Source organism: Sphingomonas sp. ASY06-1R (genome assembly GCF_052180265.1).
GTDB lineage: Bacteria > Pseudomonadota > Alphaproteobacteria > Sphingomonadales > Sphingomonadaceae > Sphingomonas_I.
Window position 1 is genome coordinate 607,114 of the sequence record NZ_CP197464.1, and the last position, 17,503, is coordinate 624,616.

A 17,503-nucleotide genomic window follows, 5' to 3' on the forward strand; every position below is an offset into this window, starting at 1 on the left:
ACCTGCGCAAATATCCCTCTAATCGGGCTGCTCTATCCGTCGAGCGTTCACCGCCCGATCTCCTGCACCGATGGCGCGGCCTCCGTATCGTGCAGGCGGGATCCAGCCCGCTCTTCCTGCTCGCGCGCGTCGACTCGGCCGGCGTGGGAGGGTGGGACGACCGGGACGGTCAGGCAGACGCTCTGTGCGGGCAGAACGTCCCGCCAATCCGCGATCAGCTGCTTATAGGCCCTGCCGACCGGCCGGATGTTGCGATCGAGATCATAGAGGCCGAGCGGATTGACGTTGCCATTCTGCTCGCGAAGCGCGCTGTCCCAATCGACCTGGTCGGTCAGCGAATACCAGGTGAAGCCCACGGTCGGGATGCCGACATTGCGCAGCCGGAGCACATTGGCCCATTCCTTCCACAGCCAGTTGACCGCCTCGTCGCCATTGGGGCCTTCGCGGAAGTTGGTTTCCGTATGCATCACCGGCAGGCCGTAGCGGCCATAATATTGGCGGGTGATCTCACTGTAACCAAATACTTCGCCCGACGCCCAGGTACGCCCGTCCTGATGCACGCGATGTTCGTTCGTGCAGTAATAATCGTTGCCGAGGATGCAGTGCTGCTTCAGCCGGTTGTTCAGGAAGAAGTGATATTCGTCTCGCGTCATGCCGCTATCCAGTAGATATTCGTACATCTCGCTATCGACCCGGATGCCGTAATTGAGATCCAGGCTGAGGAAGCGCTTGGCGTTCATGATCTCGGCCGGGCCGATCGCGGCTGGGCTGTCGGCATGGAAATATTCGGAGGATTCGCTCTGGATGAAGATCGCGTCGGGCCGGCGTTTCAATATCTCCTGCATCGCCAGCACATTGGCCTTCACGATATGCTTGAGCGCGGTGACGAACGCCTGGTCGCTGGAAAGCTGCTCGTTCCACCAGCCATATTGGGCGGAGAAGACCGCGCAGACGAACATTTCGTTCACCGGCGTATAAAGCTGAATCCAGTGATAGCGTTCGGCGAAAGCGGCGGCGTAGCGCGCGAACAGCTCCGGAAAATCGGGATTCTGGAAATTGCCGATCCAGTCCGGCACGCCGAAGTGGCACAGGTCGACGATCGGCGTGATGTCGCGCGCCTTGAGATCGGCCAAGGTCAGATCGGCAAATTCCCAGTCATAGTGATCCGGGCCGAGATAGGCCTTGTGCAGGGGCGGTCCGAACCGAAGATAGTGGATGCCCATATCCTCGACGAGATCGAAATCCTCGCGCCAGCGGCGATAATGGCCGCACACCTCCATTTGATCGACGCGGGTGCGCCCCCCGTTGATCGTGGGGATGCTGTTTTCGATTCCCGTTGCGAACATGAAATTGGCCATTGGCAGATCTTTCCGAGTGGCGCCCCGCCGCAGGGCATGGGTCTGCAACGCGGCTGCACTGCTTAAGTCCCGGAGAAATCAATGGCTTTGGGCTGTTATGAGGCCGGCACGCGGTCAATCTTCCATCCCAGCGCTGGCGTCGCTACATGCCCGGCATGGCAGCTCTGAAGATCGCATCCTGGAACATCAATTCGGTGCGGGCGCGGATCGGCATCGTCGAACGCTTCCTGAAGGAGGAGGGGATCGATATCCTGTGCCTTCAGGAAACCAAGGCGGCGGACGATGTCTTTCCGGCGGAGGATTTTCGGCGGTGGGGCTACACGCATCAGCGGCTGCACGGGCAGCGCATGCATCATGGCGTCGCGATCCTGTCGCGCCTTCCGTTCCGGGATGCGTCGGACGATTGCTGGCGGTTCGACTGGCAGGACAATGGCGAGGCGCGTCATGTCGGCGTCTGGCTGGAAGCGGGCTTCCGGCTGGAGAATGTCTATGTCCCCGCCGGGGGCGATATTCCCGATCCGGAGGTTAATCCGAAGTTCAAGCAGAAGCTCGCCTTCGTCGAACGGATGACGCAGTGGGCCAGCTGTCTGAGCGAACCGACCCTGCTGGTCGGCGACTTCAACATCGCCCCGCTGCCCGAGGACGTCTGGAGCCACAAGCAGTTGCTGGATGTCGTCAGCCATACGCCGGTGGAGGTGGATCTGCTGGATCGGTTGAAGGCGGCGCACGACTGGGTCGATCTGGGCCGCCATTTCTACCCCGCGCCTGCACGGCTGCATACCTGGTGGAGCTATCGGTCGCCCGACTGGACGGTGAACGATCGCGGTCGCCGGCTGGATCATATGTGGGCGAGCCCGGAGGTCGCGGCCAAGGCGACCGCGCATACGGTGCATGAGGCGTGTCGCAACTGGTTGAAACCATCGGACCATGTCCCGCTTGTGACCGAGTTCGCGGTGTGAGCGACGGGCGCGATGCGGCCCGCGCGGTCGACGCGCTTCGGCGCGGCTGGCCGGTGCGGATCGACAGCCCCGGCGGCAGCCTGGTCGTGCTGGCGGTGGAGCGTGCCGACGATCTGCGTCTGTCGACGTTCGATGCGGAGGGTGTGGCCGACCTGCTCGTCTCGGCCGAGCGCGGCGCGATCCTGAAGCTGGCCAATCAGCGCGATGCCGCCACTCCGGGCCAGCCGGTGCTGATCGAACGCGTGCCGTGGCTGGATCTGCCGGCGGCGGTCGCACTGGCCGATCCGGCGCACGATCTCGCCAATCCGTTGAAGGGCCCCTATCGCACCCGCCCTGTGGCGGCCGGAGAGGCGGCCTCGGCCGCTTTGACGCTGGCACGGGTTGCCGGGCTGTTGCCCGCCTTCTTCGTCCGCAACGCGGGGGAAGCGGCGGCCCAGGTCAGTGCCGCCGAGATCGCCAGCTACGAACGGCAGGATCATCTGGCGATCGTGGCGCGTGCGCGCCTGCCCGTGGCGGGGGCGGAGAATAGCGAGATCGTCGCCTTCCGATCGCCGGCCGATGCCGCCGAACATGTGGCGCTGCTGATCGGTGCGCCCAATGGCGGGCCGCCGCTGGTGCGGCTGCATAGCGAATGCCTGACCGGCGATGTGCTGGGTAGCCTGAAGTGCGATTGCGGGCCGCAGCTGCATGCCGCGATCGACGCCATTTCGGCCAATGGCTGGGGCATATTGCTCTATCTGCGGCAGGAAGGGCGCGGGATCGGCCTGATCAACAAGTTGCGCGCCTACGGCCTGCAGGACCAGGGCTATGACACGGTCGAATCCAATCTACGGCTGGGCTTCGCGGTGGATGCGCGCGATTTCACCATCGCCGCCGCTATGCTTCGCTTGCTGGGGCAGGATAGCATCCGCCTGCTGACCAACAATCCCGCCAAGGTCGCGGGGCTGGAGGCGGCGGGCATATCCGTTATCGAACGCGTGCCGCACAAGCTGCCCGCCAACCCTCACAACGCCCATTATCTGGACGTAAAGCGCGACCGGACCGGGCATCTGCTGTGATGCTGGTCGCCGATAGCAAGGCCGGACTGCTTCGCGCCGGCGATGTCACGGTTGCCTGCAGCATCGGCCGCGGTGGCCCGATTGCGGCGTCGGCCAAGCGGGAAGGCGATGGCGCCACGCCGCTCGGCATCTGGCCGGTGCGCGGCGTTTTGCTCCGTCCCGATCGCTCGCCGCTTCCGGCCGGCATGCGGTTGCCTTGGCGCTGGTTGCGGCCCGACGACGGCTGGTCGGACGATCCGGCAGACCCCGCTTATAACCGCCCGGTGCGGCACCCGCATCGCTTTGGCGCCGAGCGGCTGTGGCGCGACGACGAACTGTACGATGCGATCGTCATACTGGGGCATAACGATGCGCCGCCGGTCGCGGGGCAGGGGAGTGCGATCTTCCTCCATTGCTGGCGCGATGGCGCAATGACGGAAGGATGCGTCGCGATCGCCAAGCCGGCGCTGTTGGCCTTGTTGCCCACGATCGCGTTCGGGGATGCGATTGAGATATGCTGATTGGAGGTTCGCCGATAATGTCTGATCTGATTTTTCGGCCGGCCCAGCGGGACGACCTGCCGGAGCTGCATGCACTGATCGAAGGCGCCTATCGGGGCGAAAGCGCGCGGGCTGGCTGGACGCATGAGGCCGATCTGATCGAAGGGCCGCGCACCAGCCAGGACGCGCTGGCGGCTTCGCTCGACAATCCGGACGATCTTCTGCTGCTGGCGGTCGATGGCGCGCGCATCGTCGGCTGCGTGCAGCTGACGCGCCACGCGCCGAGCATCGCCTATATCAGTTTGCTGACGGTCAATCCGCAGCGGCAGGCCACGGGGCTGGGTCAGCGGATCCTGGCCGAGGCGGAGCGCGCCGCGGTCAACCACTTCGGCGCGACCACGGCGGAACTGTCGGTCGTGTCGCAGCGATCGGCCCTGATCGATTATTATCAGCGACGGGGTTATCGGCTCACCGGCGAGCGGCGGGCGTTTCCAATCCCGTTCGATCCGCCCTTCACGCTCGTTGTCCTCGACAAGCCGTTGCAGGATGTGACGGCGTAGGCGCTTAGGGCCTAGCGCCGAACAGCGCGGTTCCGACCCGCACGCAGGTCGCGCCCAGCATCGTCGCGGTTTCATAATCGCCGGACATGCCCATGCTGAGTTGGTCGAGACCATGGTCGCGCGCCAGCTTGGCCAGCAACGCAAAATAGGGTGCAGCCTCGGTATCGGCGGGCGGGACGCACATCAGTCCTGCCACGGCCAGGTCGATGCCGCGGCAATGCGCCAGCAGGCCGGGCAGGTCGGCGATCGCGCACCCGCCCTTCTGCGCTTCTTCGCCGATATTGACCTGCACGAACAGCACCGGGTGGCGATCCGCCTTGGCAATGGCCTTGGCGAGCGCGTCGGCGAGGCTGGGGCGGTCGAGCGAATGGATCGCGTCGAACAGAAGGACCGCGTCGTCCGCTTTGTTCGACTGGAGCTGACCGACCAGATGCAGGCGGACGGCGGGATGCGCTGCCTTCAGGTCGCGCCATTTGCCCTGCGCCTCCTGCACCCGATTCTCGCCGAAGCTGGTCTGACCGGCCTCGATCAAGGGGAGGATCTCCTCGGCGGCATGGGTCTTGGATATGGCGATCAGTTCGATCGCCTCGGGCGCACGGCCCGCCGCGCGCGCGGCGCGGCCAAGCTTTTCACGGACCGCGGCCAGGCGCGCGGCGGGAGTATCGGTCGACAGCATGGCGCGGCTATAGGCGAGCGCTATGCGATCCCGCCAGCCTCTCCCGCGCCTATGGCTGATGACCGATCCGCGGATGGGCGCCGCGCTGTGGCAGGCGCTGGAGCGCGTGCCGCGCGGAAGCGGCGTGATCTTTCGGCATTATAGGGTGCCGGGGCGGCGGGCGGTGTTCGAGCAGGTGCGCCGGATCGCGCGGCGGCGCCAATTGGTGCTGATCCTGGCCGGACCGTTGCGACAGGCGGCGGCATGGCGGGCCGACGGTGCCCATGGACGGTCGCCGCACGTTCGGACGACGCGGCCGATGCTACGCACCGCGCCGGCGCATGATGTCCGCGAGATTATGACGGCGCGGGCGGACATGGTGTTGCTCTCGCCCGTGTTCGCGACCCGCTCCCATCCGGAGGCCAAGGGGCTCGGCAGGATCAGGTTCGGATTGTGGGCGCAAAGATCACGCGTGCCGGTGGCCGCGTTGGGCGGAATGGATCGTCAGCGATTTCGCGGAATGGCGCCGTTGCATGCCCATGGCTGGGCTGCGATCGACGCATGGCTTAGAACTTGAAGGTCGTACCCAGATAGACGGCCTGGCTGTCCCGGCGATCGTCAGCCAGGCTCTGCAGCTGATCGCGCTGCGTCTTGTACCGGACGCCGCCCGTTACGTTGAAGCGCTGCGAGATGGCATAGGAACCGCCGACGCCGACCGACCAGCTATCATCCAGGCCGATCGGGCTGTTATGCGTGCCGGTCGAACGTTCGCCGGCAACCTGCAATTCGGTCGCCCAGCGCTTGCCGGAAAAGATCAGACCCAGATCGGCCGATTCACGCGTGGTGGGCAACAGGCCGCCATCGACCTTTTGCACGTCACCCGAAAGCGCGAAGCGCTTCCAGCCGACCGAGGCGCCGAGGCTGTAGGCAAAGGGCGCAAGGCCGTCGCTGGGCAGCGCCAAAGCGTGGGCCGCCTGCTGACGCGAAATGGCACGCGAACGTACCGCAACGGTGATCGCACGCCGGCTGGCGCCGGGGCCCGACGGCGTGAAGCGGAATGCACTGTCGTTGAAGGCGCCCGTGCCAAGCCCGCTGCGTGCGAATTGCGCGGCGAGACGGGGATCGGCCGCGGCCGGCGTAAAGGCGCTGAAACCAGGCGCGAGCTCCGCCGATGCGGGGCGGCTGCGCTTGCGCACCTTAGCATCGGCCGATGTGGCGGGGACGACAAGCAGGGCTGCCAGCGCAACGGCGCCGCCCCACTTCCCAAATCTCCCGCGAATCGTTTTCATTTGAGCCCCATATGTGTCGCACTGCAGAAAGCCGCTACCCCCCGCAAGCAACTCCGTTCCGCTCAACGTACCGAATCATTTCGATATGTTGCAGCGTCTCCACATTTTATGGCGTGCGGATGAATATTTGGCGGCGCGCACTCCGCCGCAGCCGGCTTGCGGGCAGGCGTCGAGCTTCTATAACGGCGCCGCCAGCCCGACCTCAAAGGTTTTTCGACCGTATGATCCGTTCTTCCCGCTCCCTGATCGGCCTTCTGATGATCGCCAGCCTCGCCGGGGCTGCCGACGCCCGCAAGAAGGTGAAGGAGCCGCAGATCGCTCCGGTCAACATCACCACGATCGGCGTCAATGCCTATCTGTGGCGGGCGGCGCTGGACACCTTGTCCTTCATGTCGATCGCGCAGACGGACAGCAATGGCGGCGTGATCATCACCAACTGGTATCTCAATCCGGCCGTACCGACCGAGCGGATGAAGGTTTCCGTCTCGATCCTCGACTCCGCCTTGCGCGCCGATGTGGTGCGCGTCGCGGCAGCGCGCCAAGTCTATCAGAACGGCCAGTGGGTCGATGCGGCGGTTCAGGCGGCAACCAACGCGAAGCTGGAAGAGATCATCCTGCAGAAGGCCCGCGACCTGAGGCGCAACGCCGCCGCGAACGGCTGACACAGGTGAGCGAACGGTTCGAGCCCCGCCACAGCGACGCACGCTGGCAGCGGGAGTGGGAAACACGCGGCACCTTCCACGCCGACGACGCCTCCCCCAAGCCCAAAAGCTTCGTGCTGGAGATGTTCCCCTATCCGTCGGGGCGCATCCACATGGGGCATGTGCGCAATTATACGATGGGCGACGTGCTGGCGCGCTATCGCCGGATGCGCGGCATGGAAGTGCTCCACCCGATGGGCTGGGATGCGTTCGGCATGCCGGCCGAGAATGCGGCGATGGAAAAGAACGTCCATCCCGGCGCGTGGACGCGCGCCAATATCGAGGCGATGAAGGCGCAGCTGAAGCGGCTGGGCTTCGCGCTCGACTGGAGCCGCGAACTGGCGACGTGCGAGCCCGAATATTACGGGCAGGAGCAGGCCTTGTTCCTGGACCTGTATGCCGCCGGTCTGGTCTATCGCAAGGAAAGCGCGGTCAATTGGGATCCGGTCGACATGACCGTGCTCGCCAACGAGCAGGTGATCGACGGGCGCGGCTGGCGCTCGGGCGCCCTGGTCGAGCGGCGCAAGCTCAGCCAGTGGTTCCTGAAGATCACCGACTTTGCCGACGAGCTGTTGGACGGGCTGGATAGCCTGGAGCATTGGCCCGACAAGGTGAAGCTGATGCAGGCCAACTGGATCGGTCGATCCAAGGGTTTGCGGTTCCGATTCGCGCTGGAACGTCCTTCGACTTCGCTCAGGACGAACGGGGAAGGCGTCTCATCCTCGGAGCCGTTCGTGCTGAGCGAAGTCGAAGCGCGCTTCCCCGACGTCGAGGTCTTCACGACCCGGCCCGATACCATCTTCGGCGCGTCGTTCGTCGCGGTATCGATCGATCACCCGCTGGCGCAGGCGCTGAAAGACGGGACGCCCGGCCTATCGGCGTTCATCGACGAGTGCCGCCACACCGGCACCGCCGCCGCCGAGATCGAGACGGCAGAAAAGAAGGGCTTCGACACCGGCCTGAGCGCGGTTCATCCGCTCGATCCGAGCTGGAAGCTGCCCGTCTTCGTCGCCAATTTCGTGCTGATGGAATATGGCACGGGCGCGGTGTTTGGCGTGCCCGCGCACGACCAGCGCGACCTGGATTTCGCGCGCAAATATATGCTGCCGGTGACGCGCGTCGTCGCCAAGTCGGCCGACAATGCCGCCGATGCGATCGGCGATGAAGCCGACACCGATCCGGGCGTGATCGTCAATTCGCGCTTCCTGGACGGGCTGAGCTCGGAAGAGGCCAAGAGCGCGATCGTCGCGCGCGCCGAAAGCGAAGGCTGGGGCGTCGGCACGACCGTCTACCGCCTGCGCGACTGGGGCGTCAGCCGCCAGCGTTATTGGGGCACGCCGATCCCGATCATTCATTGCGAGGGCTGCGGCCCGGTGGCGGTGCCGAAGGATCAGTTGCCGGTGGTGCTGCCGGAGGATGTCAGTTTCGACATTCCGGGCAATCCGCTGGATCGCCATCCGACGTGGAAGCATGTCGATTGCCCGCAATGCGGCAAGCCCGCGCGGCGCGAGACCGACACGCTCGACACGTTCGTCGATTCGAGCTGGTATTTCATCCGCTTTGCCAGCCAGCCGAAGGATCAACCGTTCGACCGCGCCATGGCCGAGCAATGGCTGCCGGTGGGGCAATATATCGGTGGGGTCGAGCATGCGATCCTGCACCTGCTCTATGCGCGTTTCTGGACGCGGGCGTTGAAGCATATCGGCCGGCTCGACGTGGCCGAGCCCTTCACCGGCCTGTTCACGCAGGGCATGGTCACGCACGAAACCTACTTCCTCCAGGATGAGGCGGCCGGCCGGCCGGTCTATTTCTCGCCGGATGAGATCGACCGGCGCGAAGGTGGTGCCTTCCTGAAGGATGGAGGTCCCGAGATTCAGGTCGGCCGCGTCGAGAAGATGTCGAAGTCGAAGAAGAACACGGTCGATCCGGCGCCGATCCTCGATCATTATGGCGCCGACGCCGTGCGCTGGTTCATGCTGTCCGACAGCCCCCCCGAGCGCGACCTGCCGTGGAGCGTTTCCGGTATCGAGGGTTGCGCGCGCTTCGTCCAGCGGCTGTGGCGTGCCACCCAGGTGCAAGGCGGCGAGGGGGCGGATGCGGCGCTGACGCGCAAGCTCCACCAAACGATCGCCGGCGTGGCGGCTGATGTCGAATCGTTGTCGTTCAACAAGGCGGTGGCCAAGCTGTACGAGCTGGTGGGCGCGGTCGAAAAGGCCAAGCCGTCGGCCGCACGCGATGACGCCGCACGCGCACTGATCCGCCTGACCGCGCCGATGGTGCCGCATTTCGCGGAAGAAGCCTGGGTGCGGATCGGGGGTGCGGGGCTGGTCGCAGACGCGCCATGGCCGGAGGTCGATCCGGCGATGCTCGTCGAGGATGAGGTGACGGTCGCGATCCAGGTCAACGGCAAGCTGCGCGATACGCTGACGGTGGCCAAGGGCATCGACAAGGGCGCAATGGAAGGCCTCGCCTTGGCTTCGCCCAAGGTTCAGGCGATCCTGGCGGGGGCAGCCGCGAAGAAAGTGATTGTCGTTCCTGATCGGCTGGTCAACATCGTCGCATGAAGCCGATGCTGCGCCTTGCCTGTCTCCTGTCGATAAGCTTGCCGCTGGCCGGTTGCGGCCTGCAGCCCATGTATGCAGGCGGCAGCCATGGCAATGTGGCGCGCACTTTGAGCGGGATCGAGGTTGGCCAGATTGCCGGTCAGCAAGGCTGGCTGATGCGCAATGCCCTGATGGACCGTCTTGGTGCGAACGGACATGGCGCGTCGAAATATCGCCTGGACGTGCTGCTGGACGATCAGATTACGGGCTTTGGCATCCGATCGAATAATACGGTGACGCGCGAGCGGCGCACGCTGCGGGCGCGCTTCAAGCTGGTCGATACGTCGAACCAGGCGGTGTTGCTGGATACGACCGCCCAATCCGATGCCGGTATCGACGTCGTGACGTCGGAATATGCCGTGATCGCCGCCGAGCAGACCGCGCTGGAGCGGCTGTCGGGCGAGGTGGCGGATCAGATCGTGACGCGCGTGGCGCTCTTTGCCCGGCAGCATCCGCCGTCGGAATGAAGCCCGAAGAAGCCCGGTTCCGCCGCGCGCTGGACAGCGCCGATCCGAGCATCCGCCTCTATCTGATGTACGGTCCCGACGAGGCCGGATCGCGCGCACTGGCGGATCGGTTGGGGGTCGCGATCGGCGCGGAGGCGGAGCGGATCGATCTGACGTCGTCCGCGCTGAAAGCGGACCCGGCCCGCCTGGCCGATGAAGCCGCCGCGATCAGCTTGTTCGGCGGCAAGAACTGGATCCGGCTCGATCCGGCGACGGACGATGCGGTCGAAGCGGTGCAGGCCTTGCTGGAAGCGCCGGCGGCCGGCAATCCGGTGGCCGCGATCGCGGGCGCGTTGCGCAAGGATTCCAAGCTGGTGAAGCTGGTCCAGGCGAGCGATGCGGCGCTTTCCCATCTGAGTTATGTGCCCGAGGGGCGCAATGCGGCGGCGCTGGCGGTCGACATCGGGCGGGAGCTGGGCCTGCAACTGCGCAACGATGTCGCCGTTCGGGTGGCGGCGGTATGCAATGGCGACCGCGCGCTGATCAGCCGCGAACTCGAAAAGATGGCGCTCTACGTCGACGCGGCGCCGGACCGGCCGAAGCCGCTGGAGCAGGACGCGCTGGATGCGCTCGGCGCCGCGACCGAGGAGGGCGATCTATCGAAGCTCGCCAATGCGGTCTTTTCCGGGCAGCCGCAGCAGGCCGACGACGAGCTGGCTCGGCTGGCCAGCGAGGGGATTGAGGATATTCCCGTCATCAGGGCGCTCTCCCGGCGCGCGCTGCAGCTGGCACAGCTGCGCGGGCAGATGGCGGAAGGCGAGAGCATCGACCGCGTGATGGAAACGGCGGGGCGGGCGATCTTCTGGAAGGAAAAGCCGATCATCCAGGCGCAGCTTGCCCGCTGGACCCCGGCGGCGCTGGCCACCGCGCTGACGCGGCTGGCGGAGGCCGAACGGCATGTGAAAGCGCCCGGTTATCCCGGCAGCGCGCTGGTCGAGGAAGAGGTGATGACGATCACCCGCTTTGCGGCGAAGCGTCGCTGAAACCGACGTAGCGGGTCGTGCGCTTCATCGGTTCGTGCTGAGCGGATGGAAGCGCTGCGTTTTGCGCTGAGCGTGGAAAAGGCGGCCCATCGGCGAGCCCAGCGCGAACGGATGATTTCTTCGTCGTTGCTGGCGCAACCAATCGCATCGTGAGGATTTCGGAGGCTTCGACCAAATTCACAGGTGCAGAATGACTGCTGAAACGCTCGACCCGAAGAGCTTCCTCAATCCCGCGATCCTGCTCGCCGGCACGGTCGACGATCAGATGTATGCGCGGTTTCGCGATCAGCTGGATGCGGCACCTTCCGAGGGGACGATCGTGATCGAGCTGTCGACGCTGGGCGGCGATCCGGAGGTTGCGCGCATGATCGGGGAGGATATGCGCTTCCACAGCCAGACCGACCAGAGCCGGAGCTTCGTGTTCCTGGGCAAGACCGCCGTCTATTCCGCCGGCGTCACGCTAATGAGCTTCTTCGCGCGGGAAAACCGCTATCTGACGCGGGGGACGCGGCTGATGGTGCACGAGCGCCAGATGCACAAACAGCTGGCCATAGAGGGGCCGTTGACCAGTGCGATTGAGGTCGTGCGGGCGTCGCTGCATGAGATCGAGGCGTCGATCGCCATCCAGAATGAGGGCTTTGAAAATCTGATCAGGGGGTCGCGTCTGACGATGGAGCAGCTGCTCGAAAAGACGCCGTCCAACTGGTATCTGGACGCGCAGCAGGCGCAGGACCTCGGCCTGGTCGTCGCGGTGATCTAGGCCTGTCGAGGCGGCCGCGGTCGCACGTTCTTCGCCCTCTGTCGCATGGGTCAGGAGGGCAGGGTAGCAGTAGCCGCCTTGGATAGCGTCTCCCGGCGCATCGGCATTGCGCTTGGCAGCCTGACATTCCAGGCAAGTCCGGATCGCGTCAGCAGCCGGATGAAGGCGTAGCCCCAATCGCTCTGCCCGGGATATAGCCCGATCCGTGCAGACCCAGGGAAGGCATGGTGGTTGTTGTGCCACGCCTCGCCCATCGTCAGGACGGCGGCCCACGGCACGTCATGCGCCTGAACGCCCGCCTCCTTTACCAGCCATGTCTGTGGCCCGCGGCGATGGGCGAGGTGCCCGACAAACCAGTGGCCGCTCACCGAAACGCACACCCGTACGCAGATACCCCAGACCACGCAGCCCCATCCGCCGATCGCATAAAGCAGCAATGCGAGCGGTGCCTGCTGCGCCATCCACGTCCGTTCGAGGAAGCGGTAAAAGGGATCGCGCCCGACGCGTCCCAGATCGAAGGCGGGCGGGCGATCAAGGCGTAGCCGACAATGCAATTGCCACAGGCCATCGATCAGCATCGGCTGTCGGTGCGCGAGATAATCGTGGCACGCCGGCTGGCGCTGGGCCCAGTCCCGCAGATCATGGGTGCGGATCATCCATAAGGGTCCGCTCATCCCGACGAGTGTTCCGAACCAGACCAGGGTCCGCTCCAGCCACAGGGGGCAGTTAAAGCTTTGATGGATCAGGCGGCGGTGAAAGCCGACGCTGTGGCCGAGCAGCAAGGTCGTGCCAGTGAGCAGCAGGAACGCCGCGAACGCCATCCAGCTGAATAGCAGCGGCGCCAGCACCAGCGTGGCGAGGAGCATTCCACCATTCCAGAGGGAGTGGGCCGGATCCCAGACCACGCGGCCCGCGACCGGATCGCAGCCCGGTATCTCGACCAAGGTGTTGACCGCGCAGGAATCCGCTTGCTCGCTCATGATCGCCCTCTCGAAGTAATTAACGTATTGCTTAAATAGCTGAGATTGGTTGTCAAGCGATTAACTTACTGCTTAAATGAAGCGATGCAGAAGGTTTTCGAGGCGCTCGCCTCCGCTACGCGCCGCAAGATCCTGGCCTACCTTGCCCATTCTGAGATGAGCGCGGGCGACATTGCGTCGCGGTTCGATATGTCGAAACCGGCGGTGTCACAGCATCTTGCCGTGCTGGAGAATGCCGGTCTGGTCGCCAGCGATAAGCGCGGTCAGTTCGTTTATTACCGGCTGATCCCCTCCAGCCTCGCCAACACGCTCAATTCCTATGTGCAGGAGGTGTGCCCGGTTGCCCGGCCGCTGCGGGCGGAGAGCGCGAAAAAGGCGCAGGAGCGTTCGGGCGACCCGGACTAGGGCGCGCGTTCAGAGGCTCTGATCGTCCTTATATTTGAGCTCGAGGTAACGGCCCTGGGTGGCGAGCTTGTTGAGATCCCCGGTCGCCAGATCAGCGCTCATGCGGGCGAGCTCGCTGTCGACCAAGCCAAGCGCCTCGACGAGTTGTTTGTCCGGGGCGACGCCGTTGCGGTCGTCGCTGCGCAGGCCCGCCGGGACGCGCGTATAGCCGTCGATCAGCTCCGGCAATTCGGTCGCCAGCAGCTTGCGGACCTCCGCGGCTGCGGGTTCACGCGGATCGAGATTAACGAGCTGCGGGGCGAGCGCCTCGAGCTTGAGGCCAATCCCGTCGGCCAGGCGCTGCGCTGGCGCGGGCAAGGCCGGCCGCTGCCGCTGCAGCCAGGCTTCGGTCTTTTGCGGCAACAGGGTGATGTCGCTGGCGGCAAGGCTCTGCGCGGTTTCCTCCGGCTCGTGGCTCATCGCGAAGATCACCCCGGCGGCAATCGCCATCGCCACGATCACGGCAAGGAAGCCCATCTGACCGATCGGCCCGATCACGATTCCCCAGGCCACCGCGGCAACGAGGATTGCAGCCACCGCGGCGGCGATGCGGAGGAAGGCGCGCATCAGCGCACGGTTGCGGCGCTGGCGCTGGCGTTGGGCCAGCCTGCGGCCCTCGGGCGAGACGCGCTGCAGCAGCGCCTCGGCATCGGCCATCACGCGGTTAGGATCGGGCATCAGATTGGGACTCGCGAGGAGACTGCGTTTGTCTCCTCCCCGGAACGGGGAGGGGGACCGCGCCGCAGGCGTGGTGGAGGGGAGAGGCCGAACGCTCGATAGTTTTCCCCTCCACCATCGCTGCGCGATGGTCCCCCTTCCCGAGAAAACTCGGGGAGGAGACGAGGCCGCGGGCGCGCATCAGATCGCCTTGAACGGGTCTTCGGCGGCGGGCGTGCTGCCGCCGGACGTCAGCCGCGCCTGGGCGGCGCCTTCGGCCCGCGCGATATAGCCACGCGACTTTTCGACTTCCGAGGACAGGCTGGTGACCGTAGTCTTCATCGAATCGAGCGCTTCCAGCTTGAAGCGATCGACCGCATCCATCGTGTCGTAGATATTCTGGAAGGCGCGCTTCAGCGTTTCGATCGGGATCGTCGCCGATGCCGCCTGCTGGTGGATCTGCGCGGTCTGGTTACGCAGCATCTCACCCGTCGAATCGATGATGTTGGCGGTGGTGGTGTTGAGCTGGGTGATCTGCTCCAGCACCAGCTTCTGGCCGACCAGCGCCTGGGCAACGGTCACGGCCGTCTTCAGCGCAGCGACGGTGGTGGTGGAGGCGCGATCGACGCCCTTCATCAGCTCGATATTGTTCTTCTTGACCAGATCGAGCGCAAGATAGCCCTGCACCGTCACCGCCATCTGGGTCAGCAGATCCTGATGGCGCTGGCGCACGTAAAACAATGCGCTCTCGCGGATCGCCTTGGCTTTGGCCGGATCGCTTGTCTCGAGATCGTTGGCCTTGTCTTCCAGCAGCGTGTCGGCGGTCTGCGCATAATGGATCATCTGCTCCAGCCGGCCCATCGCCGCCCATAGCGACTGCCGTTCGGTATCGATCGCGGCATTGTCCTTCAGCAGCTCATCCTTGCCGTTCTTGAGGCTGACGAGGATCGCGGAGATGTGACTTTGCGAGCTTTTATAGCTGTCGAAATAATTGCGCAGCTTGTTGCCGAACGGGATGATCCCGAACAGCTTCTTGGGCGCGAGCAGATTGCCCTTCTTGGCCGGATCCAGATCGACGATCGTCCGGCGCAATTCCGCCAGGTCGGCGCCGACGCCATTCTCGCCATCCATCGCACGCACCGGGCGATCGAGAAAGCGATTGGAATGGCCCGCGGCGTCGCGGATCTCCTTCTGGCCGAGATTGGAGATGGTATCGATCCGCTTGCCGAATTCGGGCGAATTCGAATCGAGCTCCGCCAATTCGTCCACGAATGCGCCGACGCGCTTGTCGAGTTCGGTGCGGGTCGCATCGTCCAGCGGGACAAGGCCGGCCGCCTTGGCCGGCGCAATGGCTTGCACCGGTGCCGGGGGCGTCAGCACGAGCTCGTCGGTCTTCGTTTCGGTCGCCGTGGTTGCCAAGGTCAATCTCCTGTCGGTTACAAGATAGGAGGCAATTGCTGTCTTATTCAAGTGATACGCTTATAGTCCGCTGTGCGATCCCCGGCGTGTATGTCCGTCACACCTTTTGCCTAATCCGGGGGCATGCAGCCGTCCGGCTTGTTGCAACGCCGCAATTCAGCTAAGAGCGCGGCGACTTCGAAATCCAAAAACGAAAGACCACCATGCGCCTTCGCAACGTGGCCATCATCGCGCACGTCGATCATGGCAAGACTACCCTGGTCGACCAGCTGTTCCGTCAATCCGGTACCTTCCGCGACAATCAGCGCGTGGAAGAACGCGCGATGGACTCAAACGATCTCGAAAAAGAACGTGGTATCACGATCCTTGCCAAGTGCACCTCGGTCGAGTGGCACGGCAAGGATGGCGATACCCGCATCAACATCGTCGACACGCCCGGCCACGCCGACTTCGGCGGCGAGGTGGAGCGCATCCTGTCGATGGTCGACGGCGTGATCCTGCTGGTCGATTCGTCCGAAGGCGCGATGCCGCAGACCAAGTTCGTGACCGGCAAGGCGCTGGCGCTGGGCCTGCGTCCGATCGTAGTCGTCAACAAGATCGACCGTTCGGACGCGCGCACCCAGGAAGTGCTGGACGAGGTGTTCGACCTGTTCGTGAGCCTGGAAGCGACCGACGAACAGCTCGATTTCCCGGTCCTCTTCGCGTCCGGCCGCAACGGCTATGCCAGCGACGATCCCGATGCGCGCGAAGGCACGCTGACGCCGATGTTCGAAAAGATCGTCGAGCATGTGCCGCCGCCAAGCGCCGATCCGGACGGTCCGTTCAAGTTCCTGGTGACCTTGCTCGACCGCGACAATTTCCTCGGCCGCATCCTCACCGGCCTGGTCTTTTCCGGCTCGGTCAAGACCAACATGCCGATCCATGCACTGGATAATGACGGCAAGATCGTCGAGACCGGCCGCGCGTCCAAGATCATGGCGTTCCGCGGGCTCGAGCGCGTGCCCGTCGACGAGGCCAATGCGGGCGATATCATCTCGATCGCCGGCCTCACCACCGCAACCGTCTCCAACACCATCGCCGATCCGAGCGTCAGCGAGCCGCTGCACGCGCAGCCGATCGATCCGCCGACGCTGTCGATGCGCTTTGCCGTTAACGATTCGCCGATGGCGGGCCGCGAAGGCACCAAGGTCACGTCGCGCATGATCCGGGATCGCCTCAATCGCGAAGCCGAGAGCAATGTCGCGATCAAGGTGACCGAATCGGACGACAAGGACAGTTTCGAAGTTGCCGGCCGCGGCGAGCTTCAGCTCGGCGTGCTGATCGAAACGATGCGGCGCGAAGGCTTCGAGCTCGGCATCAGCCGTCCGCGCGTGCTGTTCCGCGATGGCGAGAATGGCCGCGAAGAGCCGTACGAGACGGTCGTGATCGACGTCGACGAGGAATATTCGGGCACGGTCGTCGAGAAGATGGCCAACCGCAAGGCCGAGATGACCGACATGCGTCCCTCGGGCGGCGGCAAGACCCGCATCACCTTCTCGGCGCCCTCGCGCGGTTTGATCGGCTATCACGGCGAGTTCCTTTCGGACACGCGCGGCACCGGCATCATGAACCGGCTGTTTGAGAAATATGGCCCCCACAAGGGCAATATCGAAGGCCGGAAGAATGGCGTGCTGATCTCCAACGGCTCGGGCGAGGCCAATGCCTATGCGCTTGGCCCGCTGGAAGAGCGTGGCATCATGATGGTGGCCCCCGGTGAGCAGCTCTATGAGGGCATGATCATCGGCGAGAACGCCAAGAATGACGATCTCGAAGTCAATCCGATGAAGGCCAAGCAGCTCACGAACTTCCGCGCGAGCGGCGGCAAGGACGATGCGATCCGGCTCACGCCGCCGCGCCGTCTGACGCTAGAGCAGGCGATCGCGTATATCGACGACGATGAGCTGGTCGAAGTGACGCCGAAGAATATCCGTCTGCGCAAGCGCTACCTCGATCCGCACGAGCGCAAGCGTGCGAGCCGGGCCAAGCAGGCCGCCTGAGCGCGTCCGACGACCTGACGTTTGAAAAGGATGGCGCGCGGCGGTTTCGCCGCGCG

18 protein-coding genes are annotated in these 17,503 nt (G+C 64.8%); 12 read left to right on the forward strand and 6 right to left on the reverse strand.

Annotation, left to right across the window (positions count from 1 at the left end; all coding sequences use genetic code 11):
* Positions 1 to 47 precede the first annotated feature (47 nt).
* Positions 48 to 1,358 (reverse strand): family 1 glycosylhydrolase, encoded by a 1,311-nt coding sequence (locus tag ACSBM8_RS03035; protein ID WP_442680197.1) that lies wholly within the window; start codon positions 1,356 to 1,358, stop codon positions 48 to 50.
* A gap of 155 nt (positions 1,359 to 1,513) precedes the next feature.
* Here ACSBM8_RS03035 and ACSBM8_RS03040 point away from each other — a divergent pair, with 155 nt between their 5' ends.
* From ACSBM8_RS03040 to ACSBM8_RS03055, 4 genes are read left to right on the forward strand one after another with little or no spacing between them, the layout of a single operon-like run.
* Positions 1,514 to 2,317, forward strand: coding sequence for an exodeoxyribonuclease III (locus tag ACSBM8_RS03040; protein WP_442680198.1), 804 nt, complete (start codon positions 1,514 to 1,516; stop codon positions 2,315 to 2,317).
* On the forward strand, positions 2,314 to 3,375 hold the full coding sequence (gene ribA, locus ACSBM8_RS03045; protein WP_442680199.1) for a GTP cyclohydrolase II: 1,062 nt from the start codon (positions 2,314 to 2,316) through the stop codon (positions 3,373 to 3,375). The genes ACSBM8_RS03040 and ribA overlap by 4 nt, the downstream gene beginning before the upstream one ends.
* Positions 3,375 to 3,875 (forward strand): L,D-transpeptidase family protein, encoded by a 501-nt coding sequence (locus ACSBM8_RS03050; RefSeq protein ID WP_442681470.1) that lies wholly within the window; start codon positions 3,375 to 3,377, stop codon positions 3,873 to 3,875. The genes ribA and ACSBM8_RS03050 overlap by 1 nt, the downstream gene beginning before the upstream one ends.
* 17 nt (positions 3,876 to 3,892) lie before the next feature.
* Positions 3,893 to 4,414 (forward strand): GNAT family N-acetyltransferase, encoded by a 522-nt coding sequence (locus ACSBM8_RS03055; protein ID WP_442680200.1) that lies wholly within the window; start codon positions 3,893 to 3,895, stop codon positions 4,412 to 4,414.
* Between the two features lie 4 nt (positions 4,415 to 4,418).
* On the opposite strand, the gene ACSBM8_RS03060 is transcribed toward ACSBM8_RS03055, so the two are convergent.
* A complete protein-coding gene (locus ACSBM8_RS03060) occupies positions 4,419 to 5,090 on the reverse strand; it encodes a YggS family pyridoxal phosphate-dependent enzyme (protein WP_442680201.1) in 672 nt (223 codons plus the stop codon).
* A 22-nt stretch (positions 5,091 to 5,112) separates the two neighbouring features.
* On the opposite strand from ACSBM8_RS03060, the gene ACSBM8_RS03065 reads away from it, so the two are divergent.
* Positions 5,113 to 5,646, forward strand: coding sequence for a thiamine phosphate synthase (locus ACSBM8_RS03065; RefSeq protein WP_442680202.1), 534 nt, complete (start codon positions 5,113 to 5,115; stop codon positions 5,644 to 5,646).
* Here the strand turns inward: ACSBM8_RS03065 and ACSBM8_RS03070 are convergent.
* Positions 5,636 to 6,358: a hypothetical protein gene (locus tag ACSBM8_RS03070; RefSeq protein WP_442680203.1), complete on the reverse strand. Its 723-nt coding sequence runs from the start codon at positions 6,356 to 6,358 to the stop codon at positions 5,636 to 5,638. The genes ACSBM8_RS03065 and ACSBM8_RS03070 overlap by 11 nt on opposite strands.
* A gap of 221 nt (positions 6,359 to 6,579) precedes the next feature.
* Between ACSBM8_RS03070 and ACSBM8_RS03075 the strand changes: the two genes are divergently transcribed.
* The 5 genes from ACSBM8_RS03075 (at position 6,580) to ACSBM8_RS03095 (ending at position 11,911) form a co-directional block, all read left to right on the forward strand.
* Positions 6,580 to 7,020, forward strand: a complete 441-nt coding sequence (locus ACSBM8_RS03075; protein WP_442680204.1) for a DUF3576 domain-containing protein — start codon at positions 6,580 to 6,582, stop codon at positions 7,018 to 7,020.
* Positions 7,021 to 7,025: 5 nt separating this feature from the next.
* The gene (gene leuS, locus ACSBM8_RS03080) at positions 7,026 to 9,623 is read left to right on the forward strand and encodes a leucine--tRNA ligase (RefSeq protein ID WP_442680205.1); all 2,598 of its coding nucleotides are present in this window, start codon (positions 7,026 to 7,028) and stop codon (positions 9,621 to 9,623) included.
* Positions 9,624 to 9,628: 5 nt separating this feature from the next.
* A complete protein-coding gene (gene lptE, locus ACSBM8_RS03085) occupies positions 9,629 to 10,129 on the forward strand; it encodes an LPS assembly lipoprotein LptE (protein WP_442681471.1) in 501 nt (166 codons plus the stop codon).
* On the forward strand, positions 10,126 to 11,151 hold the full coding sequence (holA, locus tag ACSBM8_RS03090) for a DNA polymerase III subunit delta (RefSeq protein ID WP_442680206.1): 1,026 nt from the start codon (positions 10,126 to 10,128) through the stop codon (positions 11,149 to 11,151). Before lptE ends, holA begins: the two co-directional genes overlap by 4 nt.
* A gap of 190 nt (positions 11,152 to 11,341) precedes the next feature.
* A complete protein-coding gene (locus ACSBM8_RS03095; protein WP_442680207.1) occupies positions 11,342 to 11,911 on the forward strand; it encodes a ClpP family protease in 570 nt (189 codons plus the stop codon).
* 50 nt (positions 11,912 to 11,961) lie between these two features.
* Here ACSBM8_RS03095 and ACSBM8_RS03100 read toward each other — a convergent pair whose 3' ends face one another.
* Positions 11,962 to 12,891, reverse strand: coding sequence for an acyl-CoA desaturase (locus ACSBM8_RS03100; protein WP_442680208.1), 930 nt, complete (start codon positions 12,889 to 12,891; stop codon positions 11,962 to 11,964).
* An 84-nt stretch (positions 12,892 to 12,975) separates the two neighbouring features.
* Between ACSBM8_RS03100 and ACSBM8_RS03105 the strand changes: the two genes are divergently transcribed.
* Complete coding sequence (locus ACSBM8_RS03105) at positions 12,976 to 13,296, forward strand: metalloregulator ArsR/SmtB family transcription factor (RefSeq protein ID WP_442680209.1); 321 nt, start codon at positions 12,976 to 12,978, stop codon at positions 13,294 to 13,296.
* Between the two features lie 9 nt (positions 13,297 to 13,305).
* Here the strand turns inward: ACSBM8_RS03105 and ACSBM8_RS03110 are convergent, their stop codons facing one another.
* Together ACSBM8_RS03110 and ACSBM8_RS03115 are read right to left on the reverse strand one after the other, a co-directional pair.
* Complete coding sequence (locus ACSBM8_RS03110) at positions 13,306 to 14,013, reverse strand: hypothetical protein (protein ID WP_442680210.1); 708 nt, start codon at positions 14,011 to 14,013, stop codon at positions 13,306 to 13,308.
* Between the two features lie 180 nt (positions 14,014 to 14,193).
* Positions 14,194 to 15,411, reverse strand: coding sequence for a toxic anion resistance protein (locus ACSBM8_RS03115; RefSeq protein WP_442680211.1), 1,218 nt, complete (start codon positions 15,409 to 15,411; stop codon positions 14,194 to 14,196).
* 203 nt (positions 15,412 to 15,614) lie between these two features.
* On the opposite strand from ACSBM8_RS03115, the gene typA reads away from it, so the two are divergent.
* Positions 15,615 to 17,447, forward strand: coding sequence for a translational GTPase TypA (gene typA / locus ACSBM8_RS03120; protein WP_442680212.1), 1,833 nt, complete (start codon positions 15,615 to 15,617; stop codon positions 17,445 to 17,447).
* Positions 17,448 to 17,503 lie beyond the last annotated feature (56 nt).